This window comes from Gordonia prachuapensis (genome assembly GCF_036350515.1).
Taxonomy (GTDB): Bacteria; Actinomycetota; Actinomycetes; order Mycobacteriales; family Mycobacteriaceae; genus Gordonia; species Gordonia prachuapensis.
Map to the genome: position 1 here is coordinate 142,189 of NZ_JAZDUE010000014.1, position 26,025 is coordinate 168,213.

General features: G+C 68.6%; 25 protein-coding genes. 6 read left to right on the plus strand and 19 right to left on the minus strand.

The window, feature by feature from the left end:
* Nucleotides 1-63: 63 nt before the first annotated feature.
* The 6 genes from V1Y59_RS17195 to dapE form a co-directional block, all read right to left on the minus strand.
* A complete protein-coding gene (locus V1Y59_RS17195) occupies nucleotides 64-1,131 on the minus strand; it encodes a glucosyl-3-phosphoglycerate synthase (protein WP_330506157.1) in 1,068 nt (355 codons plus the stop codon).
* Entirely contained in the window at nucleotides 1,128-1,991 is an 864-nt protein-coding gene (gene folP, locus V1Y59_RS17200; protein ID WP_330506158.1) for a dihydropteroate synthase, read from the minus strand. The genes V1Y59_RS17195 and folP overlap by 4 nt, the downstream gene beginning before the upstream one ends.
* A gap of 214 nt (nucleotides 1,992-2,205) precedes the next feature.
* A complete protein-coding gene (locus V1Y59_RS17205) occupies nucleotides 2,206-4,002 on the minus strand; it encodes a long-chain-acyl-CoA synthetase (protein ID WP_330506159.1) in 1,797 nt (598 codons plus the stop codon).
* Between the two features lie 82 nt (nucleotides 4,003-4,084).
* A complete protein-coding gene (locus V1Y59_RS17210; protein ID WP_330506160.1) occupies nucleotides 4,085-4,621 on the minus strand; it encodes an LOG family protein in 537 nt (178 codons plus the stop codon).
* On the minus strand, nucleotides 4,618-5,442 hold the full coding sequence (locus V1Y59_RS17215; RefSeq protein ID WP_431309203.1) for an LOG family protein: 825 nt from the start codon (nucleotides 5,440-5,442) through the stop codon (nucleotides 4,618-4,620). The genes V1Y59_RS17210 and V1Y59_RS17215 overlap by 4 nt, the downstream gene beginning before the upstream one ends.
* A gap of 17 nt (nucleotides 5,443-5,459) precedes the next feature.
* The gene (dapE, locus tag V1Y59_RS17220; protein ID WP_330506184.1) at nucleotides 5,460-6,557 is read right to left on the minus strand and encodes a succinyl-diaminopimelate desuccinylase; all 1,098 of its coding nucleotides are present in this window, start codon (nucleotides 6,555-6,557) and stop codon (nucleotides 5,460-5,462) included.
* A gap of 121 nt (nucleotides 6,558-6,678) precedes the next feature.
* Here dapE and V1Y59_RS17225 point away from each other — a divergent pair, with 121 nt between their 5' ends.
* Both V1Y59_RS17225 and dapD read left to right on the plus strand, forming a co-directional pair.
* Entirely contained in the window at nucleotides 6,679-7,101 is a 423-nt protein-coding gene (locus tag V1Y59_RS17225; protein ID WP_330506161.1) for a VOC family protein, read from the plus strand.
* 57 nt (nucleotides 7,102-7,158) lie between these two features.
* A complete protein-coding gene (dapD, locus tag V1Y59_RS17230) occupies nucleotides 7,159-8,127 on the plus strand; it encodes a 2,3,4,5-tetrahydropyridine-2,6-dicarboxylate N-succinyltransferase (protein WP_330506162.1) in 969 nt (322 codons plus the stop codon).
* A gap of 128 nt (nucleotides 8,128-8,255) precedes the next feature.
* Here the strand turns inward: dapD and dapC are convergent, their stop codons facing one another.
* Both dapC and fdxA read right to left on the minus strand, forming a co-directional pair.
* Nucleotides 8,256-9,377: a succinyldiaminopimelate transaminase gene (gene dapC, locus V1Y59_RS17235; RefSeq protein WP_330506163.1), complete on the minus strand. Its 1,122-nt coding sequence runs from the start codon at nucleotides 9,375-9,377 to the stop codon at nucleotides 8,256-8,258.
* A 9-nt stretch (nucleotides 9,378-9,386) separates the two neighbouring features.
* Entirely contained in the window at nucleotides 9,387-9,716 is a 330-nt protein-coding gene (fdxA, locus tag V1Y59_RS17240) for a ferredoxin (RefSeq protein WP_330435256.1), read from the minus strand.
* Nucleotides 9,717-10,010: 294 nt separating this feature from the next.
* On the opposite strand from fdxA, the gene V1Y59_RS17245 reads away from it, so the two are divergent.
* Entirely contained in the window at nucleotides 10,011-10,601 is a 591-nt protein-coding gene (locus V1Y59_RS17245) for a cupin domain-containing protein (RefSeq protein ID WP_431309204.1), read from the plus strand.
* Between the two features lie 5 nt (nucleotides 10,602-10,606).
* Entirely contained in the window at nucleotides 10,607-10,975 is a 369-nt protein-coding gene (locus V1Y59_RS17250; protein ID WP_330506164.1) for a rhodanese-like domain-containing protein, read from the plus strand.
* A 193-nt stretch (nucleotides 10,976-11,168) separates the two neighbouring features.
* Here the strand turns inward: V1Y59_RS17250 and cofG are convergent, their stop codons facing one another.
* From cofG to typA, 7 genes are all read right to left on the minus strand, one after another.
* Complete coding sequence (gene cofG / locus V1Y59_RS17255) at nucleotides 11,169-12,395, minus strand: 7,8-didemethyl-8-hydroxy-5-deazariboflavin synthase CofG (RefSeq protein ID WP_330506186.1); 1,227 nt, start codon at nucleotides 12,393-12,395, stop codon at nucleotides 11,169-11,171.
* 29 nt (nucleotides 12,396-12,424) lie between these two features.
* Nucleotides 12,425-13,855: a flavin-containing monooxygenase gene (locus V1Y59_RS17260; RefSeq protein WP_431309209.1), complete on the minus strand. Its 1,431-nt coding sequence runs from the start codon at nucleotides 13,853-13,855 to the stop codon at nucleotides 12,425-12,427.
* Nucleotides 13,856-13,926: 71 nt separating this feature from the next.
* Nucleotides 13,927-15,051, minus strand: a complete 1,125-nt coding sequence (locus tag V1Y59_RS17265; RefSeq protein WP_330506166.1) for an FO synthase — start codon at nucleotides 15,049-15,051, stop codon at nucleotides 13,927-13,929.
* 70 nt (nucleotides 15,052-15,121) lie between these two features.
* A complete protein-coding gene (locus tag V1Y59_RS17270; protein WP_330506167.1) occupies nucleotides 15,122-15,502 on the minus strand; it encodes a facilitated glucose transporter in 381 nt (126 codons plus the stop codon).
* Complete coding sequence (gene mshB, locus V1Y59_RS17275; RefSeq protein ID WP_330506168.1) at nucleotides 15,502-16,392, minus strand: N-acetyl-1-D-myo-inositol-2-amino-2-deoxy-alpha-D-glucopyranoside deacetylase; 891 nt, start codon at nucleotides 16,390-16,392, stop codon at nucleotides 15,502-15,504. The genes V1Y59_RS17270 and mshB overlap by 1 nt, the downstream gene beginning before the upstream one ends.
* Complete coding sequence (locus V1Y59_RS17280) at nucleotides 16,389-18,338, minus strand: ABC transporter family substrate-binding protein (protein ID WP_330506169.1); 1,950 nt, start codon at nucleotides 18,336-18,338, stop codon at nucleotides 16,389-16,391. Before V1Y59_RS17280 ends, mshB begins: the two co-directional genes overlap by 4 nt.
* Nucleotides 18,339-18,403: 65 nt before the next feature.
* Complete coding sequence (gene typA, locus V1Y59_RS17285; RefSeq protein WP_330435265.1) at nucleotides 18,404-20,314, minus strand: translational GTPase TypA; 1,911 nt, start codon at nucleotides 20,312-20,314, stop codon at nucleotides 18,404-18,406.
* Nucleotides 20,315-20,453: 139 nt separating this feature from the next.
* On the opposite strand from typA, the gene V1Y59_RS17290 reads away from it, so the two are divergent.
* Nucleotides 20,454-20,630, plus strand: a complete 177-nt coding sequence (locus V1Y59_RS17290; RefSeq protein ID WP_330435266.1) for a hypothetical protein — start codon at nucleotides 20,454-20,456, stop codon at nucleotides 20,628-20,630.
* On the opposite strand, the gene V1Y59_RS17295 is transcribed toward V1Y59_RS17290, so the two are convergent.
* From V1Y59_RS17295 to V1Y59_RS17310, 4 genes are read right to left on the minus strand one after another with little or no spacing between them, the layout of a single operon-like run.
* Entirely contained in the window at nucleotides 20,608-21,027 is a 420-nt protein-coding gene (locus V1Y59_RS17295; protein ID WP_330506170.1) for a (deoxy)nucleoside triphosphate pyrophosphohydrolase, read from the minus strand. The genes V1Y59_RS17290 and V1Y59_RS17295 overlap by 23 nt on opposite strands.
* Nucleotides 21,024-22,037 carry an ABC transporter ATP-binding protein gene (locus V1Y59_RS17300; RefSeq protein WP_330506171.1) on the minus strand — a complete coding sequence of 338 codons (1,014 nt, stop codon included), beginning with the start codon at nucleotides 22,035-22,037 and terminating at the stop codon, nucleotides 21,024-21,026. Before V1Y59_RS17300 ends, V1Y59_RS17295 begins: the two co-directional genes overlap by 4 nt.
* A 47-nt stretch (nucleotides 22,038-22,084) precedes the next feature.
* On the minus strand, nucleotides 22,085-23,734 hold the full coding sequence (locus V1Y59_RS17305) for an ABC transporter permease (RefSeq protein ID WP_330506172.1): 1,650 nt from the start codon (nucleotides 23,732-23,734) through the stop codon (nucleotides 22,085-22,087).
* Entirely contained in the window at nucleotides 23,698-24,666 is a 969-nt protein-coding gene (locus tag V1Y59_RS17310) for a thiamine ABC transporter substrate-binding protein (RefSeq protein ID WP_330506187.1), read from the minus strand. Before V1Y59_RS17310 ends, V1Y59_RS17305 begins: the two co-directional genes overlap by 37 nt.
* A gap of 341 nt (nucleotides 24,667-25,007) precedes the next feature.
* Here V1Y59_RS17310 and V1Y59_RS17315 point away from each other — a divergent pair, with 341 nt between their 5' ends.
* Entirely contained in the window at nucleotides 25,008-25,859 is an 852-nt protein-coding gene (locus V1Y59_RS17315) for an Rv1157c family protein (RefSeq protein ID WP_431309205.1), read from the plus strand.
* Nucleotides 25,860-26,025 lie beyond the last annotated feature (166 nt).

Genomic DNA, 26,025 nt, shown 5'->3' on the forward strand with positions numbered 1-26,025 from the left:
ATCGACGACCGCGCAGACCGGCAGCCGCGCGACTGGGCGGCTGCCGGTCGACTCAGCGGTCGGTCAGGACGCCATCTCCGTGTCGTCGGACTGATCGGCGACGATCGACCGCATGGGCGGCCGGTCCTCGAGGTAGACCTCGGTGGTGTGCGGGGTGAAGGACCCGTCGGGCTCGGCGGTGAACTGGGTGAGGCCGATCCCGGAATCCTCGATCCCGCACCGGCGCATCAGGGTGCCGACAATCTGTCGGCTCATCACGCCCAGTTCGATCAGCGGCCGGTTGCGGTGCGTGCGGACGCCGAGATTCACCTGCCCGATGCCCTCGAGTCCGTAACGGTCGAACGTGTCGATGAGCAGACCGATCTCGACGCCGTAGCCCGGCGCGAACGGGACCGAGGAGAGCAGTTCGCGGGTGCCGGCGTACTCGCCGCCCAGCGGCTGCAGGACACCGGTGAGATCCGGGCGCTGCGACGCCAACAGCGGACGCGCGACGAGTTCGGTGACCCGCCCGCCACCGTTGGCGTCCTGTTGTCCGCCCGTGCGCAGCGGACGTCGGTAGTAACCCTTGACCAATTGGATCTTCGGATCGACGAGCAACGGGCCGAGCATCTTCGGCACGAACATCGGGTCCGGATCGATGAGGTCGGAATCGACGAACGCGATGATGTCGCCGGTCGCGACCGCGATGGAACGCCAGAGCACCTCACCCTTGCCCTTGACGGGCTCGAGCCCGGGCACGGCCTGCTCACGGCTCACCACCGTTGCGCCGGCTTCGCGGGCGCGCTCGGCGGTGGCGTCGGTGGACCCGGAGTCCAGGACGATCAACTCATCGACCAGCGTGCCGTACAGCGGTCGGATCGAGGCGATGACGTCGGCGACGGTCTCTTCTTCGTTCAGTGCCGGCAGCACCACCGAGACGGTGCGCCCGTCCTTGGCGGCCACCAGTTCGTCGATGGTCCATTCAGGCTGTTCCCACGTGTTGGTGGCGGACCACCGCTGTTTGGCACCCATGGTGTCGGCCGGAGTCGGCCACATGGTGGTCTTGTTCCGATTGTTGGCGACGGTCGCCGTGCGGCCGGCGGGGCGGGCCGGTCGACGCTGCGGCTGGGTTCGACGTACCTGTTTGGTCATGCGAGTCCCCTGACTGTTCGGGCGGGAGGTCGTGTCCCCGCGATGGCAGCGACCATGTCGACCACGCGACGGGTGGCGGCAACCTCGTGGACGCGAAAGATCCGGGCGCCGGCAGCGGCACTCAGAGCGGTCGCGGCCAGGGTTCCCTCCAGCCGTTCTTCGAGATCCACACCCAGAGTCTCCCCTACAAAGTCCTTGTTGCTCAGTGCCATAAGCACTGGCCAGCCGGTATTAACAAGAACGTTCACGTGGCGTAACAAGGCGAGCCCGTGGTGGGTGTTCTTGCCAAAATCATGTGTCGGATCGATCACGATCGAGTCACGTGCGACGCCCGCATCCGCGGCCCGACGCGCCGCCGAGGTGACGTCTGCCACAACTTCGGCGACCACATCGTCGTACGCGACGCGATGCGGCCGGGTCCGCACCGTGGCGCCACCGGTGTGCGAGCACACGATGCCCGCACGATGTGCAGCCGCGATCTTCACCAGACCCGGGTCGACGCCCGCCCAGGTGTCGTTGATCAGGTCGGCGCCCGCCCGGCAGGCCTCGTCGGCCACCTCGTGGCGCCAGGTGTCCACACTGATGAGGACGTCGGGATACCGCTCACGGATCCAGGCGATCATCGGAACCACGCGGGCGGTCTCGGTGTCGACGTCCACCTCCTCGCCGGGGCCGGCCTTCACACCACCGATGTCGATGATGTCGGCGCCCTCGGTGACGACCTGCTCGATGCGGGCCTGGGCGGCGGTGTCGGCGAAGCTCGCGCCCTTGTCGTAGAACGAGTCGGGTGTCCGGTTGACGATGGCCATGACGAGGGCACGGTCGGTGGCGACAGGCTTGCCGCACAGCGTCGGGAGCATGCCTGCCAGGGTAACGAGGGGTCTCGATACGGCTCCTCGCTCCGCTCGTCGCCTACTCGACCAGCGGGAAACGTCGCGCTGCGCTCGTCGCCTACTCGACCAGCGGGAAACGTCGCGCTGCGCTCGTCGCCTACTCGACCCACGGGAAACGTCGCGCTGCGCTCGTCGCCTACTCGACCAGCGGAAACGCCCACGCTCGACCGGGAAGTGCGGCTCAGCCCTTCGGCGCCTTGGCGTTGGCGACGTCCGCCGGATAGTCCTCATAGAAGTCGACGTACCCGCGGTCCCGCCCGGCCAAAACGTAGACCGGGTCGTCGCCCGTGTCGGAGTAGCCTTCGTCGCGGAGTTCGACCTTGCGGTTCTTGAACGTGGACGTCTGTTCTAAGTCGTCGACGACGCGGATGAACAGGGGGACCGCGTAGGCGGGCAGGTGCCTGTACAGATGGTCGGCGAGCTTCTGGGGTTCGAGGTCGGCGCCCTCGCGCAGCTTGACCGCGGCCATGCCCGGCTTGCCGTCGGTCTTCTCCACGTCCACGCCGTAGACGACCGATTGGGCGATCGCGGCGTACGAGTCGAGCGCGCCCTCGACCTCGGTGGTCGCGACGTTCTCGCCCTTCCATCGGAAGGTGTCGCCGAGCCGGTCGACGAAGGCGATGTGCGCCCATCCCTGGTCGCGCACGAGGTCACCGGAGTTGAAGTACGCGTCGCCGCTCTTGAAGGCGTCGCGGATGACCTTCTTCTCGGTCGCCTCGGCATCGGTGTAGCCGTCGAGCGGCACACGCTCGCTGATCTCGGCGATCAGCAGCCCCGTACCGCCCTTGCCGACCTCGGCCAGGCGTCCGTCGCCGTCACGCTTCGGGTCGCCGTGCTCGTCGTACTCGACGATCTTGTACGGCAACGGACAGAATCCGGCGGTGCGCTTCACGCTGAAGGCGTTGACGAAGGCGAGGTTCAGTTCACTGGCGCCGTAGAACTCGACGATGCGCTCGATGCCGAACCGCTCGGCGAACTCGTCCCAGATCTCCGGGCGCATACCGTTGCCGATGATCACCTTCACCGCGTGCTGACGGTCGGTGGGCTTCTCCGGCTGCGCGAGCAGGTAGCGGCACAGTTCGCCGATGTAGCAGAACGAGGTCGCCCGGTTCAGGATCACGTCGTCCCAGAACTTCGACGCCGAGAAGGACCGGCCGATCGCGATACATGCGCCGGCGGCGAGTACCGATCCGAGCGATACCGACAACGCGTTGTTGTGGTAGAGCGGCAGCGGCACGTACATGGTGTCGCTGTGCCGCAGCCGGACCGCCAGACCACCGATGCCCGAGAGGTTGGCGAACCACCGATTGTGGCTCATGACACTGGCTTTCGGCATTCCGGTGGTGCCGGAGGTGAAGATGTAGAAGGCCTTGGTGGAGGCGGGCAGGGTCGCGGTGACCGTTGGGTTCTCTTCGCTGCGTCCCGCCGACGCCTCGTCGAACGCGGCGAAGTCGAACACGTGTGGGGGCAGCGCGTCGGACGGGATCGACTCGAACGCTTCGGCGCAATCGGGGTCGTGGACGAGCACCGTGGCGTCGAGCAGCGAAACGCTGTGCGACAGCACCTTGTCGCGCTGGTTGTAGTTGAGCATGCCGGCCACCGCGCCGAGCTTCACGGTGGCGAGCACGACCATCAGATCCGTCGGATTGTTCTTGGAGAGGATGGCAACCGTGTCGCCGGTGCCCACCCCGTTGTCGGCGAGCACCGCGGCGTACCGGTTCACGCGCCGGTTGACCTCGCCGTAGGTGAGCGATCTGCCCTCGAATCGGATGAACGGGCGATCCGGATGGGCCGCGGCATGCTTCTGGAAGATCGACCCGATCGTCCGCTTCGCGTGCGGTGGGCGGTGGATCAATCCCGGCGCATGCTTGATCATGCCCGGCGCGTGCGGCGCCATCTTGACCACGCCGCGGATCAGGTCGGTCAGACCGACACCCTTGGCTGCGGAAGTCTCACTGTGGGTGTCACTGCTCGGCATCAGATCTGTACTCCACATCCTCGTGTTCGCACTGGTCGCAGGCCCTCGGGGCACCAGGTGGCCGCGGGACCGTTGCCCTACCTTACCGAGCAGTAGCAAATTCGATGGCCTTCGGTACGGAATCGGCGACGAGGAGCCTGTCGAGCGACCCTCGCGACACGAAACCCCGCGCCGCAAGGTCGTCGAGCCAACCCAGCAGCGGGGCGTAGAAGTCGAGGTGGTCGAGCAGCACCACGGGTTTCGAGTGCATCCCCAGATAGCCCCCGGTCCACGTCTCGAACAGCTCCTCCAGCGTGCCGATCCCGCCGGGCAGGGTGATGAAACCGTCCGCACGCTCGTCCATCAGCCGTTTACGCTCGCGCATCGTCTCGGTGACGACGAGTTCATCGGACCCGAGGTCGGCGACCTCACGTTCCATCAGCGCACGCGGGATGATGCCGACGGTGGAGCCACCGGCCGCCCGCGCGGCCTCCGCCAACGCCCCCATCATGGAGATGTTGCCGCCGCCGGACACGACCGTGTGGCCGGCCGTCGCGAGTGCGGTGCCGACTTCCGCGGCGAGATCGAGGTAGTCCTGGGCGACCGGGCCGGACGCGCAGTAGACACAGATCGCGCTCATCGGCCACCGCGCCCGGCCGCGGCTGCGGCAATGACGTCGACGGCCTCGCCGGGCTCGTCGACGAGGTAGAGCAGGTCGAGGTCGTCGGCCGAGATCATGTTCTTGGCGAGCAACGTCTCGCGCATCCACTCGACCAGACCACCCCAGTGGTCGCGCCCGATCAACACGATCGGGAATCGCACCACCTTCTTGGTCTGCACCAACGTCAGTGCCTCGAACATCTCGTCGAGGGTGCCGAATCCGCCGGGCAGGCAGACGAACGCCTGGGCATACTTCACGAACATCGTCTTGCGCACGAAGAAGTAGCGGAAGTTCATGCCGACATCGACCCACTCGTTGAGATGCTGCTCGAACGGTAACTCGATGTTGAGTCCGATGCTCTGTGCCCCGGCGGTCCACGCACCCTGATTGGCCGCCTCCATCGCGCCCGGTCCGCCGCCGGTGATGACCGCATAGCCGGCCTCCCCCAGCGCCTGTCCGAGTCGGATCGCGAGGTCGTAGTCGGCGCTGCCGGGGGTGAGTCGGGCGGATCCGAACACCGTGACCGCTTCGGCGACCTCGCTCAGCGCGTCGAATCCCGCGACGAACTCCGATTGGATGCGCAGCACCCGCCACGAGTCGCGAATGGTGCGGTCGGCGCGCAGATCCTTGTCCCGCGGGTCCACCCATTCCAGGAGCCGTCGGTCGGTGGTCTGCGACGCTTCCTCTGAGTCGCGCCGGACCCGCATCGGACCGACGTAGCAGGTCTCGAGGTCTGCCGACGGGCCGCCGGCACGGTGACGACCGGGTTCGGCCTGTGAGTCAGGATTCGCGGAGAACATGGCGTTCACGCTATCCGTCAGCCGGACAGGAACGCACGCAGCAGATCCGCCACCTCACCTATCTGAGCGACGGGCACCCGTTCGTCGCGCCGGTGGGCCAGGCTCGGATCGCCCGGTCCGAGATTCACCGCCGGGATGCCCAGCGCCGAGAACCGGGACACATCCGTCCATCCGAACTTGGCGCGGAACCGACCGTTCGCGGCCTCGACCAGTGCGGCGGCCGCCGGATCGGTCAGTCCGGGAAGGGCTCCGGCCGCGGAGTCGGTGATCTCGAACTCGAGTTCGGCGTCGGCGAGCGCGGCTGCGAAGGTCTCGCGGACGTGCTCGATCGCCGCGTCGACGGAGCGGTCCGGCGCGAAGCGGAAGTTGACGTCGACGTGGGCCTCGTCGGGAACGACATTGCCCGCCACACCCCCGCCGACGCCCACGGCCTGCAGACCCTCACGGTATTCGCACCCGTCGATGTCCACGGTCCGCGGCCGGTAGGCGGCCAGCGTCGCCATCACGCCGCCGAGTTTGTGGATCGCGTTGTCGCCCATCCATGATCGAGCCGAGTGCGCTCGCACGCCGCGTGCGGTGAAGCGGGCCCGTAGGGTGCCCTGGCAGCCGGCCTCGATCAGGCCGCCGGTCGGCTCACCGAGAATCGCGAGGTCGCCGCGCAACCACTCGGGCAGTTCACGCTCGATCGCCCCGAGGCCGTTGTATTCGGCGGCGATCTCCTCGCAGTCGTAGAAGATCAGCGTCAGGTCGTGGGCCGGCGCTTCCATGGTGGCGGCGAGATGAAGGAAGACCGCGTCCCCGGACTTCATGTCGACCGTGCCGCATCCGTGCAACACCGCACCCTCGTCGTCGTCGGTGCGCCGGTGCGGCAGATTCCCGGCCACCGGAACCGTGTCCAGATGGCCGGCGAGGATCACCCGGCTCGCGCATCCCCGATCGGTTCGGGCGAGTACCCGGTTGCCGTGCCTGCGCACCTCGAAACCCTCTGTCTGCGAACGTAACGCACGCTCGACGGCATCGGCGATCGTCGCCTCGTTGCGGGATACGCTCTCGATGTCGACGAGCGCGGCGGTCAGGTCGGCGGGGTCAGCGGTCAGATCGAGGTCGGCGGTCAGATCGGGGTCGGCAGGGGTCACCTGATCACCGTAGCCCCCGTGCGGAGTGTCGTTCGAGCTGTTGCACGGCTTCGGGCTGTTACGACGGCACTGTGTCGGACCCCGGCGCTAGCGTGAATCCATGACCTCCACCGACACCTCGTCAAGCGCTCCCCGTGCCCTAATCCCCAATGCCCTGTCCATCGTCACCCGCGACATGGCCGCCGCGCTCGCGTTCTACCGGCTGTGCGGGCTCGAGTTCCCCGAGGACGCCGACACGGCGCCGCACGCCGACGCGGTGGCCGGCGGCTTCCGCATCATGTTCGACACCCGAGAAGTGGTGCAGGGCTTCACGTCTGATTGGAGCGTGCCATCGGGTGGGCACCGGATGGCCCTCGCCTTCGAGTGCCCGACCCCGGCCGACGTCGACGCGCAACATGCCCGCCTCGTCGCTGCCGGTCATCAGTCCGCCCATGATCCGTTCGACGCGTTCTGGGGCCAGCGCTACGCGGTGGTCCGCGATCCGGACGGCAATCCGGTCGACTTCTACTGCGCGCTCGCCTGAGCGGTCGGGGCCGGTACGGCCCGGACCGCACGACGGCAACCGGTAGTCTCTTCACCCGTGACGACTAATGGCGCTTTCGCAACCGGCATTGCCACGGTGACCAACGGCGGGTCCGCCGACCCCGGTCTGGTCCTCGACGTCTGGTTCCCCGAACCCGAGCTCGACAGCCCGAGCGCGAGCGAGACCGTCACCCTCGACGGCGCAGAGGTACCGAACGAATTCCGCGAGCTCGTGGGCGCGGACGCCGCGCGCGGCGTCAAGACCGTCGCGGTGCGTACGTCGATCACCGACCTCTCGTCCGCCCCGGTCGACGCCTACGACGTCTACCTGCGCCTGCACCTGCTCTCCCACCGTCTCGTCGCACCGCACGGCACCAACCTCGAGGGCATCTTCGGACTTCTGACGAATGTCGTCTGGACCAATCACGGCCCGTGCCCCATCGACGGATTCGAGGCGACCCGGGGACGGTTGCGCACCCGCGGCCCGGTGACGGTCTACAGCATCGACAAGTTCCCGCGGATGGTCGACTACGTGCTGCCCGGCGGGGTGCGGATCGGTGACGCCGATCGCGTCCGTCTCGGTGCGCACCTCGCTCCCGGCACCACCGTGATGCACGAGGGTTTCATCAACTACAACGCCGGCACGCTGGGGTCGTCGATGGTGGAGGGACGCATCTCGGCCGGTGTCGTGGTCGGCGACGGCTCCGACATCGGGGGCGGCGCCTCCACGATGGGCACCTTGTCCGGCGGCGGCAAGGAGATCATCTCGCTGGGCAAGCGCTGCCTGCTCGGCGCCAACGCAGGCTGCGGCATCCCGCTGGGCGACGATTGTGTGATCGAGGCAGGGCTGTACGTCACCGCCGGCACCAAGGTCACCGGGCCCGACGGGACCGCCGTCAAGGCCCGCGAACTGGCCGGTCAGTCCAATCTGCTGTTCCGGCGCAACAGCCTCACCGGCGCCGTCGAGGTCGTCCCGTGGAAGGGCGACGGCATCGCGCTGAACGAGGCGCTGCACAAGCACAATTGAGTCGGCAGCCACCAGTCGCTGAGGAGGGACCCGAGCCCAGCCACCGGCCCCTGAGGAGGGACCCGAGCCCAGCCACCGGCCCCTGAGGAGGACCGGAGCGCTAGCGGAGGTCCGTCACGAAGGGCACCTCACCGTCGCAGGCGCTCGGCAGCCGCGTTGACACGCTCGTCGGTCGCGGTGAGCGCGATCCGCACGTGCTGCGCTCCGGCGGGGCCGTAGAAGTCACCCGGCGCCGCGAGGATGCCGCGGTCCGCGAGCCAGTCCAGAGTGGCGCGGGAGTTGTCGTCGCGGGTCGCCCACAGGTACAGCCCCGCCTCCGAGTGGTCGACGCGGAAGCCGGCGGCCCGAACCGCTTCGAGCAGGACCCCCCGGCGCGCGCGGTAGCGTTCGTGCTGGGCGTGGACATGCTCGTCGTCGTCGAGGGCGGCGACCATCGCCCCCTGGATCGGAAACGGCACGATCATCCCGGAGTGTTTGCGGACGGCGAGCAGTTCGCCGATCAGCTCGCGGTCGCCGGCGAGGAATCCCGCGCGGTAGGACGCCATGTTCGACACCTTGGACAGTGAATGCACCGCGAGGAGTCCGGTGTGGTCACCGTCGCAGACCCGTGGGTCGAGGATCGAGTACGCCTCCCCCTCCCACGTGAGGCCCAGGTAGCACTCGTCGGAGACGACGATTGCGCCGCGTTCGCGGGCCCAACCGACGACCTTGCGCAGGTGATCGATCCCCAGCACCTTGCCCGTCGGATTGGACGGCGAGTTGAGAAAGACCAGTGCCGGCGAGGTTGGCCCGAGTTGGACCGTCGAGTCTGCCCGGACCGCCGTCGCGCCGGCGAGCAATGCACCCACTTCGTAAGTGGGATAAGCGACCTCAGGAATCACGACCACATCACCAGCGCCGATGCCGAGCATCGACACCATGCCGGCGATCGCTTCTTTGGTGCCGATGACGGGCAGGATCCCGGAGTCGTCGAGGCCGGTGGTCCCGAACCGCCGCGCCAACGCCGCCACCGCCGCGGAGCGTAGCGCCGGGGTGCCGATCGTCGTCGGATAACCGGGAAACTCCGACGATGCCGCGAGGGCCTCGCGGATCACCGGGTCGACCGGATCGACCGGCGTCCCCACCGACAGGTCGACGATCCCGTCCGGGTGTGCGGCCGCACGCGCGCGGGCGGCGCCGATCGTGTCCCAGGGAAAATCGGGGAGCACCCTGCTGACCCGACGTCGCGTGGCGAAACCAGGCGTGTTCACGACGTCAGGTCATTCCTCTTCGTTCATGGGCGGCAGGCCCTTGATGAAGGCGGGGTCGGCGTCGGTCTTGCCGACCTTGCTCGCGCCGCCCGGCGAACCGAGATCATCGAAGAAGTCCGCGTTGGCACTGACGTAGGGCTCCCACTCGTCAGGAACATCATCTTCGTAGAAGATCGCCTCGACCGGGCAGACCGGCTCACAGGCACCGCAGTCGACGCACTCGTCGGGTTGGATGTAGAGCATCCGACCACCCTCGTAGATGCAGTCCACCGGGCATTCCTCGACGCAGGCCTTGTCCAAGACGTCAACGCAAGGCTCCGCGATGATGTACGTCACCACACTCTCCTTCACTGCAAACTCTCGCGGTCCGACGACGATCGCGTCGCGGTGTCGTCGCCGGGGTCGGCGCGTGGGCTGGACGCGCCTGATCTCGGATCACGCGGCGACCCCCGAGCATCGGGCCGCGTACACATGGGTCCGTATCCAAGAGTATCGGTCGCGGCCCGGGGTCATCGACACCCGCCCCCGTAGCCTCCGACGAGGAGTAACGCGGATCACATCGGTGCGCGTCCATTCCGATCAGCCGGGGTCGAAACCTCGACGTCGACCGGAGCCACCGGAAGCCTGGGACAGGTGACCACCGTCCTACATGCGCGTACCCCCTCGGGTGACGATCGACACCGAGCGGACCTTCAGTCACGCTCGACGACACTGCCCACCCGCCTGCGCCCGGCAGATCTGATGCGCATCACCGATCAGGGCGTCGCCGACGTGCTCGACGGCGTCTACGACCACGTGCTCCCACCACGATGGGACCCGGTCGAGCGATGGGCGACGAGACTGGTGAACGACGACGAACTCGACGTGTGGCTGATCAGCTGGACACCGGACCGGTCGACCGAACTGCACGACCATGCCGGCTCTCTCGGTGCCCTGACCGTGGTCACCGGATGCCTCCGCGAGTATCGGTGGACCGGTGGCGATCTGTCGCTGCGCGTGCTGCGGGCCGGGGACCAGGCCTCGTTTCCGCTCGGCTGGGTACACGACGTACAGCGGCACGACCCGCCGGCCGCCCGGTCCGACGGCACCGAACCGCCGACGACGACCCCGACGCTCAGTGTGCACGCGTACTCGCCGCCGCTGACCGCGATGTCGTTCTACGCCGTGACCGACCACCACACGCTGCGGCGCACCCGCACCGAACTGACCGACCGACCGGAGTGACCGACATGCCGACCATCGACGACATCCTGCTCACGGCACGCGACGGCCTGCAGCGCCTGGAGGCGACTGCGGTCGCCGCCGAAGTGGCCGCCGGCGCCGTCCTGGTCGACATCCGCCCGGCCGCCCAGCGCGCCGACGAAGGTGAGGCGGCCGACGCTCTGATCATCGAGCGCAATGTGCTGGAGTGGCGATGTGATCCGGCGAGCGACGCGCGTGTCGCCGAGGCCGTCGATCACGATGTCCGCTGGATCGTCCTGTGTTCGCAGGGCTATACGTCGAGCCTGGCGGCCGCGTCGTTGCAGCAACTCGGACTACACCGCGCCACCGACGTGATCGGCGGGTACCAGGCGCTCCGGGCGCTCGACGGCGACTGACCGCCCCGCCGACAGAACCCTCGTAATCGTCGACAGAACCCAGAATTCCGCCGACGGAATCCCGATTGCTGCCCGGATCGGTCCTCGGAGCGGAATCGTCGCGATGTTGCGATTCGCTCGGTGGGATATTGGGTTCTGTCGGCGCGATTCGGGGTTCTGTCGGCGTGATTTGGGGTTCTGTCGGCGACGGCGCTCAGGCGACGGCGGGCCAGGGCCGACCGTGCGGGATGACCTCGGCGGCGAGACCGGTGGCGGGATCGGCGACGGCGCCGACATGGGCCGCCAGCGACGGATCGATCCACTCGGACCCGGCGAGCACGTAGGGCGGCTGCGCCGTGATGCGCTCGGTGAGGACATATCCCGACGCCGCGGTGATCTCGGCGAGCACATCCAGATTGGGCCACGGACGCTCCGGGTTGACGTGGTCGGGGGTCAGCGGCGACACACCACCCCAGTCGTCGATGCCGGACGCGATCAACGCGGCGCATTCCTCGCCGGACACCAGGTTCGGCGGCGCCTGCACACGCATGTGCGGTCCGAGCACGATCCGGGCCACCGCGACCGCGGCGAGGAACTCGCTCATCTCGGCATCCGGGGTGCCGCGCATCGCCGTGTCCGGCTTGGCGCGGAAGTTCTGCACGATGACCTCCTGAATGTGACCGTGGCGTCGGTGCACATCGCGGAGCGCGAGAATCGACTCGGCCCGTTCGGTCAACGACTCCCCGATCCCGACGAGGATTCCGGTCGTGAACGGGATGCGTTCGGCTCCTGCGTCATTCAGCACCTGCAGCCGGACGGCCGGGTCCTTGTCCGGACTGCCGTAGTGCGGCTGCCCCTTCTCGGTGAACAGACGGCGCGACGTCGTCTCGAGCATCATGCCCATCGACGGGGCCACCGGCCGGAGTTCGGCCATCTCTGCGGCACTCATCACACCCGGATTGAGATGCGGCAGCAGACCGGTCTCTTCGAGGACGGCGACCGCAGCCGCGCGCACGTAGTCGAGGGTCGAGCTGTAGCCGCGGGCGGCGAGCCACTCGCCGGCCTGCGCCCATCGCGCCTCCGGCCGGTCACCCAGGGTGAACAACGCTTCCTTACAGCCGAGAGATGCGCCTTTGCGGGCGATCTCGAGGACCTCGTCGATCTCGAGATACATGCCCTGGCCGTCACGGGCCAGCTTTCCGGGGACGGTGACGAACGTGCAGTAGTGGCAGCGGTCCCGACACAACCGGGTCAGCGGGACGAAAACCTTGCGGGAATAGGTGATCTGACGCGCGCGGCCTGCCGCGGACAACCCGGCGTCGCGGACCGTCGAGGCGATTGCCTGCAACGCGACGAGGTCGTTTCCGGTCACGCCGAGCAAAGTCACGATCTGGTCGATGTCCGGCTCGGCATTCTCGGCGGCGGACAGCGCGTTCTCCATCGGCGCCGTCCGGTGGTTCTCGATGTCGGTCATCGGTGCTGACCTCCCTCGTAGACGTGTGTGGACTCGACCAGATACGGCCCGGGATCGAAGGTGCCGTTGCGTTCGCGAAACGACGCCGCGGTCCCCGGCCACAGCAATGTGAGCCGCCCACTGCGTGAGTCCACGTACCAACTGTCGCAACCCGTCAGCCAGACGGTGGATGCGCTCCGCCGATCGATCTCGCGGGTGTAGCCGTCCTCGGCCGCAGCGGTCACCTCCATCGATCGGATGTCATTGTGCGCCAGGTGATCCAATGCACCCAGGACGTAGTCGAGTTGCGTCTCGATCATGTAGATCGCCGAATTGTGGCCGAGGGCCGCGTTCGGGCCGTCGAGGACGAACATGTTCGGGAACCCGTGTACGGCGGTGGATGCGTAGGACACCATGCCGGCAGACCAGTGATCCGCGAGCACGATCCCGTCGCGGCCCCGGACACGCGCGGCGGCCGGCGGCCGGGTGGCCTCGAAGCCGGTGGCCATGACGAGCACGTCGAGATCGTAGGTGTGGCCGCTGACGGCACGTGCCTTGCATTCGGTGACCGACTCGAGTGCGCTCGGCTCGAACACCACGTTGTGCCGTTGCAGCGCCGGATAGAAGTCGTCGCTGAGCAGGATTCGCTTGCAACCGATCTCGTAGTCGGGGGTGAGCGCCTCGCGTAACGCGGGCCGGTCGACCTGGTGGTGCAGGTGGCCGAGTGCGCGATCCCGGATCACGTCGATGTCGGGGTGCAGGCCGAGGCGTTGGCGAAACGCGCGATCGGCGTCGACGAGGAGGTCCTCGCGCACGGCTCGAGCATGATCGGGGACGCTGAGTTCGGCCCGCTCCGCGGCGGTGAACCTCCGGTCCTCACGCGGCACCACATACGGTGGCGTCCGGGAGAACACGACGAGTTCTTCGGCTTCCTCGGCGAGGTGCGGGATGACCTGGACCGCCGACGCGCCGGTGCCGACGACACCGATCAGTTCGCCGCCGGACAACAGGTCGTCGCGCCACTGCGCGGTGTGAACCACGGTGCCGGTGAATGATTCGAGGCCGTCGATGTCCGGGACATACGGCTCCGACAGGCGCCCGACGGCCATCACCAGCACTCGGGCGCGGACCGCTCCCGCCGCTGTGTCCAATTCCCATTGGGCCCCGGCCTGATCCCAGCGCGCTTCGCGGAGTTCACAATTCAGCCGGACGTGCGGCGTCAGGCCTTCGTCGACCACCGTCTGCTCGAGGTAACGGCGGATGTCGGCGCCACGCGGGTAGAGGGTCTCCCAATCCCACGGCGGCCGAAAGGAGAACGAGTACAGGTGAGCCGGGATGTCGCAGGCGATCCCCGGATAGGTGTTGTCGCGCCACGTTCCGCCGACACCGCCGGAGCGCTCGAGGACCACGAAGGACTCATGCCCGCGCCGGGCGAGCTGGGTCGCCATGCCGATTCCCGCGAAGCCGGCGCCGACGATCACGACGTCGACGTCGCTGATCGGGGCGTTGAGGCCCGCGGTCACCGGCGTACCTGCGGGATCGCCAGGATGCGGTCGACAGGCGGGTCGGCATAACCGGTGGTCCGTTGACGCGGTGTGCGTCCGGCCCGGCCCGCGATGTCGACCAGGTCGTCGACCTGCAGTACACGGCCTGCCTCCTGCCCCGCCCCGGGCATCAGCTCTCCGTCGATGAGCAGTCCACCGAGGTCGTCGACGCCGCCGTCGAGGAGCACTTCGGTGGTCTGCGGGTCGTGCTTGGTCCATGCGACCTGCAGGTGGTCGATGCTCCCGAGCAGGAGCAACCGGGCGACGGCATGAACGGCCCGGGTCTCGCGTTGCGACGCGGTGCGCACGGCCTCGCCCCTGCGGTGCGGTGGGGCGTTCTCGGGCAACAGCGGCATGAGGATGAGTTCTGTGAAACCGCCTGTCCGACTCTGGATCTCGGCCAGCAGGCGCAAGTGTTCAACCTGGTGGCGCGGTGTCTCGACATGGCCGTAGAGCATCGTCGCGGTCGAGAACAACCCGACCTGGTGGGCCGTCTCGATCGTCGACACCCAGTCGGCGACGCCGAGGGCCTCACCTCCGGACAGGTGGGCGCGGACGTCCTCGTCGAGGATCTGTGCGGCGGTACCGGGCACGGAACCCAACCCCGCCGAGTGGGCGCTCCGGAGGAAGTCGGCGACGGAGACACCCATCCGTGTGGCGGCGTCGCGGATCTCGGGTGGGCGGAATGCGTGCAGGTGCATCGTGGGTGCCGCTGCGTGGATCTCCTCGATCAGTCGCAGGTACCCGTCGGCGGGAGCGTCCACCGGGAGCGGACCCTGAAGACAGATCTCGGTGGCACCGAGACGCCACGCCTCGTCGACCAGCTCCGGCACCGTCGGGACGTCGGCCCGCCCGGCCGCGACGACGGCGGTGTCGAGATTGCGGTTGACCACGAACGTCAGGGTGTCCGTCGGGGTGACCGCACGTCGGGCGGCGTCGGCGAGTGCGCAGAGTTCGTCGAGTTCTGTGCCGGACGCACCCAGCAGCGCCACCCACTCGTCGTCCGTGAGCGACGCCGGATCGTCGGCGACGTGACGTAGTGCTTCCCGGGCTGCCCCCACCGCGGCGTGCGCGTCCCGAGCCCACTCCCGCAGGACCATTCCCTCACTCTAACCGCACCCGCGGATGCCCCGATGACCCCCGTTCCCGCCGGGAGGTGGGGGCGGCACCTCAGGTCCGCGCGTCGTGGGGCACCGGCAGCCGACCGGACCAGACCAGCGCGGCGGGCAGGCCCGCGCCGATCGCGAGCAGGCCGAGGGTGGGGAGCAGCAGACTGCCGTCGGGCTGCAGCGCGACATCCCCGCCCGGTCCCGGGAACCCGCCGACGACCAGGGCGAGCGCCCATGCCAGCAACGGCAGGAAACGTCCCGGCCCGGCGGTGAACCCGGCAGCAAGCCAGAGCAACACGCAGTTGACGAGTCCCGCGATGATGGCGGCCACCGGGATCGCCATGCCACCGAAACGCAGGTACCCGAACGCAACCGACATCACCCCGACCACGAAGCCGTCGACGACGAGCATCCCCAGCATGACGCGATCGATGGGTCGCATCAGTCGACCGCCGCGAAGAGGTCGGCCTCACGTCCGCCCGGCTCTCGCCGAACCGGCGAGGTGAGGATGAAATGTTCGCGATCGAAGATCGGCTGCAGGATGTTGTTCGACAGTGCGTATTCGGTGCCCGACGGCGCGACGGTCACCTGGGTGGCGTGGGCGCGCAGCGCGGCCGCCTTGCGCTCGACGAAGTCCCGGACGTCGATCTCGGTGGTGATCGCCGAGTCCACGTGACTCGGCAGATCGTCCGGAGCCGGCAGTGTCCAACCGTCGGGCACCCGCCCGGCGGCAGCAGCGAGTCCCGATTCGAGCGCGGAACGTTCGGAGACCGATTCATAGACCTTGGGAGGCCTCGACGATCCGGTCGCGAGCCGGTCACGTACCCGGGGCATGGCTGCGACGGTCGTCTCGTGGACGAGTTTGTGGTCGGGGTGACCGTAGGTCCCGGCGTTGTCGTAGGTGACGACGACGTCCGGCCCGAACGCGACGATCTCCTCGACGAGAGTGGCAACGACGTCGTCGAATACCGCCTGCACCAGCGCTCGCGGGTGTTCGGCGGACGGCGCCCCGGCCATCCCGGAGTCCCGCCAATGGCCCACGCCGCCGAGGAACCGCGGGCGTAGCGGGGCACTGCCGGACGGGCTCAACGCCGCGAGCGCGCGGGTCAGTTCGGCGATGCGGTAGCCGCCGAGCTGGTCGGCGCCGCCGTCGGCAGCCAGTTGAGCCCACTCGTCGCCGATGACCTCGCCCTCCTCGCCCAGGGTGAACGTCAGCACACGGACGTCGACCCCCTCGGCGAGGTAGCGGGCGATCGTGCCGCCGGTCATGATCGTCTCGTCGTCGGGATGCGCGTGCAGCAACAGGAGCCGACGCGGGGCCACCTCGCTCATCGCTGCTCCCACGCGACGGTGTCACCGAAGATGGCGACCTGGATCGGCCCGGACAGCGGCACCCCCACCACCTGATCGGTGAGGCCGACGAACATGCTGTCCTGATAGAGCGGCTGGTAGATGGCCTGCTCGGCCAGCAGCGGCTCGGCTTCGGTCAGCTGGGGAACGGGATCGCGGGCCGACAGCGCCTCCCGGGCCAGCTCGATCAGCCGGGGATCGCAGATACCGGAGACATTGCTGGCGTAGCTGTCGTCGGCGGCTCCGGCCTGTCCGGGCGCCACACTGGCCGGGGTGGGCGGCGTCGACAATGACGGCGCTGTGACCGGCTTCGGCTGATCACAGTCGACCTGGGACGCGAGTGCCGCGGCCGGGGGCACGCCGAGACCCTGCCAGCCGACCACGAGATCGACACGTGCGTTGGTGAGCGCGACCCCGTAGAGCTCACTGTTGGGCAGCGCCACGACCGTGGCCCGCACACCCTGCCCACGCAACTGGTCGACGATGTTGGAGGCGGCCGAGGTGGACCGGGGGTCGCCGCTGACGGCGCCGACCCGGACCGTCAGGTCCTCGTCGCCGCTGCGATACGGCGCGATCCCGGCCGGCAGTGGTTCCACCTCCACGCCGTCGGCGGACTCGGTCGGTTCGGTCTGCTCGGACTCGGCATCCTCCGACCCGGGCTCCGATGTGCCCGGCGTGGCGGACGCCGACGACGGCGGGACGCTCGGCACGTCGCCGACCGGCGGTGTCGCGGCATCGTCGACGGGCACGCGCACATAGCCCTCGCCGGCGAGCAGATCGGCGATCTGGGACTCCGACGGACGACCTCGATCCACCGGGTAATACCCGCGGTCGGTTGGCGCGAAGACGGTGTTGGCGAACGGGGTGACGATGTCGTCGCCGGCACCGGCGAGGGTGACGAGGTTCGGGTCGATCATGCCGAGGACGGCGCGGCGCATCGGCAGCGACCGCATCGTCTCGGTGCGCGCGTTGACGCTGATCGCCAGTGCACGCGACGTCGGGTTGCGCCGCGTCGCCAGCCCGGGGACCGCAGAGAGTTCGGCGGTGGTGGCGGGACCGGAGCTCACCGCGGCGATCGCCGTGTCCCCGGTGCGGACGGACTCCACCATCTGCGAGGCCGTTCCGGCCCGACGCAGCACCACCTGGTCGAGGGTCGGCGGTTCCATCCAGTAGCGGTCGTTGCGCACGAGCCGGACCTCGTCGCGGGTCTGGTCGATGGAGACTATCGAGAACGGCCCGGCCGACACCGGCTTCCCGCTGTCCATCCCGGTCTGGAATCCGGCCGGGGCGCCCCGCAGGACGTGGCTGGGCAGCAGGCCGGTGAAGAGTTGACGCCACGCCGGGTAGGGCCGGGCGAAGGTCACCTGGACCTCCTTGCCGCCGGCGCCCGACTGGACGGAGTCGATCAGGCGGTAGCCCGCCGGTGCGACCACATTCGGCTGACGTGACATCTGTTGCCACAGGTAGGAGAAGTCGTCGCCGGTCACCGGGAGCCCGTCGGACCATTGGGCGTCGGTGTGGATCTGGTAGGTGACGGTGAAGGGGTCGCGCGAGGTGACCTCGGCCGAGGTGATCAGCGCCTCCTGGCGCTGCCACACGACGCCTTCCGGGGTCGCCACCGGCCGGAAGGCGCTGGGCAACGTCATCGCGGCCACCGCGGTGGTGACCGTGCCCTGGTCGGCGCCGACGTGCGGGTTGAAGCCCCCGCCGACGGAGTCGGTGGCGACGTAGATCGTCTTCTCCGTCGGGTACTCGGTCGGCGTCGGCGGCGGCGCGGTCTCCCGCACCGGCGGTGGCGGATTCGACATGCACGCCGACGCCAGCAGGACGACGGCGCCGACGAGCGCGAGGAGTCGGGCACGTCGACCCGAGAGCGCCGACGCAACTCGGGTCGCGGCCGTCAGCGGCTGCCATCGCCTCACCTGCATTGCCCCCACAAACTCCTCACGCGCGTCTCTCCCGCGCCCGGCCCGTGCCGGGCGCATCCGCGCGGCTATCCGACCGCCTGATCGCGCGACTTCGCCCGCGACCGCTCCCGCGCGCGCGTCGTCGCATCGAGATGAACCTTACGCACCCGCACCACCTCCGGCGTGACCTCGACGCACTCGTCGGCGGCGCAGAACTCCATCGCTCCCTCGAGGTCGAGTTGCATCGGCTTGGCCAAGGTCTCCATCACGTCGGCGGAGGACTGACGCATGTTGGTCAGCTTCTTCTCGCGCGTGACGTTGATGTCGAGATCCTCGGCACGCGGGTTGATCCCGACGACCATGCCCTCGTAGGTGTCGGCACCCGGCTCGACGAAGAAGGTGCCGCGGTCGGCGAGCTGGATCATCGCGAACGGGGTGACGCTGCCGGTGCGGTCACTGACCAGCGAGCCGGTGTGGCGGGCGCGGATCTCGCCGGCCCACGCGTCGTACCCGTCGAACACGGCGTTGGCGATACCGGTTCCCCGGGTCTCGGTGAGGAAGTCGGTGCGGAATCCGATCAGACCTCGCGAGGGCACGATGAACTCCATCCTCACCCAGCCGGTGCCGTGGTTGTTCATGTGTTCCATACGGCCCTTGCGGGCGGCGAGCAACTGGGTGACCGCACCGAGGTACTCCTCGGGCACGTCGACGGTGAGGTGCTCGAACGGCTCCTGCACCTTGCCGTCGACCTTGCGGGTCACCACCTGAGGTTTGCCGACGGTGAGTTCGAAGCCCTCGCGGCGCATCTGCTCGACCAGGATGGCCAGTGCGAGCTCGCCACGGCCCTGGACCTCCCAGGCGTCGGGGCGCCCGATGTCGAGCACACGCAGGGACACGTTGCCCACGAGTTCGGAGTCGAGTCGCGACTTCACCATCCGGGCGGTCAGTTTGTGGCCCGACACCCGACCGGCGAGCGGCGACGAATTGGTCCCGATGGTCACCGAGATGGCCGGTTCGTCCACGGTGATCCGCGGCAGCGGGGTCGGGTTGTCGAGGTCGGCGAGAGTGTCGCCGATCATGATCTCCGGCATACCGGCCACCGCGACGATGTCACCCGCGGCCGCGGACTCGGCCGGCGCCCGATCGACACCGACCGTCGCGAGCAGTTCGGTGATCTTCGCCTTCTCGACGACCGGCTCCCCGTCCACCTCACGGCACCACGAGATCTGCTGGCCCTTCCGCAGGGTGCCGTTGTGGATGCGGACGAGCGCCAGGCGGCCGAGGAAGGCCGAGGCGTCGAGGTTGGTCACATGGGCCTGCAGGGGCGCGTCCGGGTCGCCCTTGGGCGCGGGCACGTGCTCGAGCAGGACGTCGAAGAACGGGTCGAGGTTCTCCCCCGACGGCACCTCGCCGTCGGCGGGCTTCTCGGTGCTGGCGACGCCGGCCCGACCCGACGCGTAGAGCACCGGGAGCTCGAGGGCGAGCTCGGCCGCGGCAGCGGCCTCGTCGTCCAGGTCGGAGGCGAGGTCGAGCAGCAGATCCTGGCTCTCGTCGACGACCTCCTGGATACGCGCGTCCGGTCGGTCGGTCTTGTTCACGACCAGGATCACCGGCAGCGACGCCGCGAGCGCCTTGCGCATCACGAATCGGGTCTGCGGGAGCGGACCCTCGGAGGCATCGACGAGCAGCACGACGCCGTCGACCATGGACAGGCCGCGCTCGACCTCACCACCGAAATCGGCGTGACCGGGCGTGTCGATCACGTTGATGACGACCTCGGTGCCGTCGGGCTGGCGACGGTGGACCGCGGTGTTCTTCGCGAGGATGGTGATGCCCTTCTCGCGTTCGAGGTCGCCGGAGTCCATCACGCGGTCGACGAGCTCGGCACGCTCGCCGAACACCCCCGACTGGCGCAGCATCGCGTCGACCAGCGTGGTCTTGCCGTGGTCGACGTGCGCGACGATCGCGACGTTGCGGAAGTTGTGGACAGCGCTCACTGAGCTCTCTTTCACTGCGATGGGTACCGGTCGATCACCGGTGGACAAGACAACGCGTACAGGGTATCGGGCGACAGGCTGAGATCGCGATCACATCACCCGGGACGGCCAAAAGTTAGGTAATGCTAATGTTCGCGACATGGGGAAGGTCGAACCGGCGACGGTCGCTGATCTGAAGCCGAAGAAGAAGTGCTGCCGAAAGTCCACCCGTTGTGTCCGGTGTCCGGTGGTGATCCATCGGATGCGCAAACTCGACGGAGATCAGATGTCCAAGAAACAGCTGTCCAAGGCGCTCAAGAAGGCCCGGGCCGCCTAGCGAGATCGACGAGCAGCTCCGGCACCCAGGCGGTGTCGGCGGGGACCAGTGATCCCTCGGCGTGGAGGCTGCGCAGTTCGTCGGCGTCGACCCACCGCAATGCGCGATGTTCGACCGCGCGGGGTGAGCCGTCCTCGATGTACGCCCGCAGCGCGACCAACACGAGGTCGTGTCTCAGGGCCACGGATTCTCGGAGCGCCGTGCCCACCCTGACCTCCACACCGAGTTCCTCACGCAGCTCGCGCCGCAGCGCCGACTCGGGACTCTCCCCCAGCTCCGCCTTTCCACCCGGGAGCTCCCACAGGCCGTCGACCTCGGCAGGGTAGCCGCGCTGCGCGAGCAGGAGACGCCGATCCGCCACGATCGCGCCTGCAACCACGACACGGCGGGCGGTCATCGGCCGATCACCGCCACCCGCTCGGGTACGAGGTTCAGGAGGACGTGCTCACCGATCGCGACGGCGTCCGACGTGACGGCCTCGACGTCGCCGACGTCGGCTGTCACCCGCACGCGTCGGCCCGAGGGTAGGTCGGCGACGCTCACGACCACCCCATCGGAAGTGTGGTCACCCGCCGGCGTCGCCCGCACCGATTCGGGGCGCAATCCGAGCCGGACGTGGCCATCGGGAGCCTCGATGGTGGTCTCGCCCAGGGCGGTGGCCGCCCGGCCGTCGGCCACCTCGGCATCGAGGACCGTCGTGACGCCGATGAACCGGGCGGTCCATTCATCGGCCGGGCGTAGCCAGAGTTGTTCGGGCGCTTCGGTTTGCACCAGGGCGCCCTCCCGCATCACCGAGATGGTGTCGGCCATCAGGGCCGCTTCGGTGTGGTCGTGGGTCACCATGATCGTCGGGGTGTCGGCCGCCCGCACGATCTCGGTGATCTCGATGGCCAGACGTTCACGGAGGAGGCGATCGAGCGCTGCGAGGGGTTCGTCGAGCAGAAGCAGCCGGGGCCGCGGGGCCAGCGCCCGCGCCAACGCCACCCGTTGCGCCTCTCCGCCGGACAACTCCTCCACACGCCGCTCCGCGTAGCCGGGAAGTCGGACCAGCTCGAGCATCTCGTCGACGCGGGCCCGGATTGCGGGCCGCGACCAGCGGCGCATCTTCAGCCCGTAGGCGATGTTCGACGACACGGTGCGGCCCCCGAACAGTTGGCCGTCCTGGAATACGACGCCGAAGTCGCGGCGGTGCGCGGGGACACCGGCCAGGTCTGTGCCGTCGAAACGGATTCGACCTCCGCTGATCGGCTCCAGTCCGGCGACGGCTCGGATGAGCGTCGACTTCCCGCACCCGGACGGGCCCAGGAGCGCGGTCAGCACCGACCCGGACGTACCGACCGTCCAGGTGAGGTCCTCGATCACCGGGGTCGCCCCGTAGCGGACGCCGAGCCCATCGATCTGCAACATGTCAGCGCCTCGGCGCCGAAGTGGATGTCAGGGCGGTCGCGGCCATCTCAGATCAGCGCTCCCGTCCGTGGCCGGAAGACTTCGACCACCGCGACGGCGAGCGTGGTCACGGCGACCAGGACCACGGACGCGGCCATCGCGGTCGCCAGGTTCTCGGCCCCGGGTCGGTTCAGCGCCGAGCCGATCAGGACCGGCAGCGTCGTGGTGTCCGCGCGGGCCAGGAAGCTGGTCGCACCGAATTCCCCCAATGCCATCACGAACGCGAAACCACCTGCAGCGCACAGTGTCCGTCCGATCAGCGGTAGATCGACGGTGACGAAGACGCGCAGTGGTCCGGCGCCCAGCGACGCGGCCGCCTGGCGTAGTCGCACCGACACCGAGGCGAGCGCCGGGACTGCGATCCGCACGACCACAGGGATCGCGATCAACGCCTGGACGCACGGGATGACCAGCGACGAGGTCGCGAGTTGCGTTGGCAGCGTGGACAACACGATGAGATAGCCGAATCCGAGTGTCACCGCGCTGATCCCGAGCGGAATAGTGGTGACGACATTCCCCGCGGCAGCCCAGAAACCGGTCGCCCGATGCATCGCGACGGCCGCCAGGACACCGACCACCAATGCGATCACCATCGCGAGCGCCGCGGTTCCCAGGGAGTAGCGCAACGATTCCAGCGGGGTCACGCCGTTCACGGATTCGCCCAGTGATCGGTATCCGGCGAGCGTCCACTCACCGTCGGCGCCCGGCCGGACCGATCGCACGACCAGCACCGCGATCGGACCGACCAGGACGGCGGCCACCCACGCGAGAGCTGCGGACACCGGCAACCATTGCATGCCGTGCGGCCGGAATCTCGTGTCGACGGCCGATGCCGTGGACGATGGCGCCGCGGACTCGCCGGGGTCGGAGAACAGCCGGGTCAGCAACAATGCGGCGACCACCACGACGATCTGCAGCATCGACAGCGCGACCGCCTCCGGAATCTGGAAGTAGCTGATCGCCTGGGTGTAGATCTCGGTCTCGAGCGTCCGGATCTCTCCGTTGCCGAGGATGATGATGACTCCGAAACTGGTGGAGCAGAACAGGAACACCAGCGCCGCGGCCGCACCGACGGCGGGCAGGAGACGGGGCACCGTGATGTCGACGAAGGCGCGCATCCGACCGGCGCCGAGTGTCTGGGCGGCCTCGGCGAGGCGCGGATCCAGCGAGCGCCATGCTGCACCGACCACCCTCGCGATGACCGCCACGTTGAGGAACGCGTGTGCGAGCAGGATCGGCCACAGCCCGGATGCGTCGCCCAACATCGCCAACGGCCCGTCCAGCAAAGCGCGGAAAGCGACGCCGACCACGACGGTCGGCAAGACGAACGGCACCGTGACGACCACCGTCAGCAGCAACGACCCCGGGATGTCCACGCGCGCGATCAGCCAGACGATCGGCGCCGCCACCAGCATCGCCAGCAGTGTCGACACCGCCGCCTGGAAGACGGTGAAGCCCAGCAGGTCCAGGGCGTTCGTGCGCCGCAGCAGCTCACCGATGCCCTCGTCGGAACGGACCTCGACCGCACGCCGTAGCAGCGCACCGAGCGGCCACAGGAAGAAGACGAGGATGAACGCGGCAGGGATCACCCGCAACGCCAGCGCGCCGAGGCGCCCGGAGATCACCGTCCGACCGCGTCGCGCCACTCTTGCAGCCACGCCTCACGATTCTCGGCGACGAATTCCGGTGGCAGGCTCACCGTCCAGGCCGGCACCGGTGCCCGCTGCTGCCATCCGTCGGGCAGCGGGGTGTCCTGCTGCACCGGATACACATACATCGACGACGGCAAGGCCGCCTGCACCGTCGGCGAGAGCATGAAGTCGACGAGCCTGCGGGCGCCGGTGAGATTGTCGGTGCCCTTGAGGATTCCGACGTATTCCACCTGGCGCCAACAGCCGTCGAGCAGAGCCGATGTCCCCGGCGTTGCGGCGGGTGACGAGGCGTACGACAACACGATCGGCTTGTCCCCGCGGCCCTCTCCGGCCGAGAACAGCTGGTTGTAGGCGATCTCCCAGCCCGATACGACGGTGGCACCGCCGGTGGTCACGGTTCTCCAGTAGTCCTGCCACCCCTCACCGAACACCCCGATGGTGGTCAGCAGAAAGGCCAATCCGGGCGACGAGGTCCCGGGGTCGAGCAGAGCGGCCTGCGACGCGTACTTCGGATCGCGGAGATCCCGCAGACTCGTCGGCGGTTCCTCACCCCGGGAGGCATACCAGTCGTCGTCGACGTTGAGGCAGACGTCGCCGCGGTCGACGGCCGTCAACTCGTTGTTCGTCCCCGGTAGCGCGTACTCGGCCGCACCGTTCGCGGCGAGCGGAGACTCATAGGGCTCCAGCGCGCCCGCCTCGATCGGCCGGGAGGCGAAGGTGTTGTCGATGCCGAAAACCGCGTCGGCCTTGGGAGAACCGGGTGTCAACGACACCGTGGAGGCCAACTGCCCGGCGTCACCGGACCTGACGACCTCGAGGGTCAACCCCGTCTCCTCCCGGAAGGTGTCGAACACCGAGTCCGGCAGGGTGAACGAGTCATGCGTCAACAGGGTGACCTCGGCACCCGGCTCCGGGTCGTCCCCGCACCCCGCCAGCATGGTCGTCCCGGCCAGCAGTGCGACCAGCGCAACAGCTTTCCCGCCGCCACGTCGGCGACGCGCACCGAACCGGACGTATCGGCCATTCCTCTCGCTGAGTGTCACCACGGCTCGATCTAACCAGTTACGCCACGACTACACGACCACACGACCTGCTAATCACATCAGTAACAATTGCATCAACAATCACATCCGTAACACAGAGTGCGTTAGGCTCCCTGGACGGCGCCCGCGTTGCGCGGGTGCATAGAATGACGCGCGACGCCATCCGGCGTCGGACTCAGTGACCGCGCGTGTGCGGCGACACCGGCGCACACCGACGACCGATTGGACCGGAAACAGTGCGTTTGCCTGCACTCCAGAGCCTGCGCTCCCGCTCTCGCCGCTTCCCCGCACGCCGTGCGGCCATCGCTGCGGTGAGCATCGCCGCGGCCACCGCGCTGGCCATGCCCGCCGTCGCCGACGCCGCACCGGCAGCCGCGCACCCGAAGGTCGATCAGCGCGTCCTCGACTCGCTGGGCGCGTTCGCGCCGGCCATCATCGGCGCGGTCGCGACGAAGGGGCCGGACGGCAAGATCAGCCCGCAGCTGCTCGACCAGGCCAGGACCCTCTCGGCGGCGCCCGGACTGCCGCCCGAGGTGAAGAAGATCTGGGACGAGGTCATCGACTTCCTCGGCGAACCGGGCCGCGTGGCGGTCGAACGTCGACTCGCCGCCGAGCGCGAGCCGGGCGAGCCGGAGATCCCCCAGGGCCCCAACGCCCCGCGGATTCAGGAATTCCTCTATCCCACCCTCGGTTTCGGCTGCATGGAGGGCAACGGAAGTCCCGATGGCGGGAATTCGCTGGGGCGCGCGTTGGTGACGGCGGGGCCGCAGGACGCTCCGGCACCGGGTCCCAAGCGCGGCGAGGCGGGCTACGTCTACACCAGCCTCGGCACGGGTCCGGCGATCAACAACCCGAACCGCAAGCTCTGGGTGTCGTGGCTGAACATCGACAACGGCCGCACCGGACAGAATCAGCTCAAGCGAAATCCCAAGATCAACGTCGAAGACGGCCCGGGAACCTTCACCACGATCGCGAAAACCGGACGCGGACGCGTGGTCTCGACGATCTACGGTGACGTGACCACCAGGAGCGACGGTCGGGTCAACAGTTGCACCATCGTGCCGACCATCGGCCTCGCCATCGTGTGACAGCCGGCTGATCGCACGATCTCAGACACCCCCGGGCGGGGCGGGTTCACATGATCGTCGCAACACTCTCAGATGAGAGGTTGCGACGATCATGTCGTTTCAGGAGGACTGTGTTCGGTTCGGTGACCAGTTGGCGAGGCTGGTGGATGCCGGGGTGCCGGTGAAG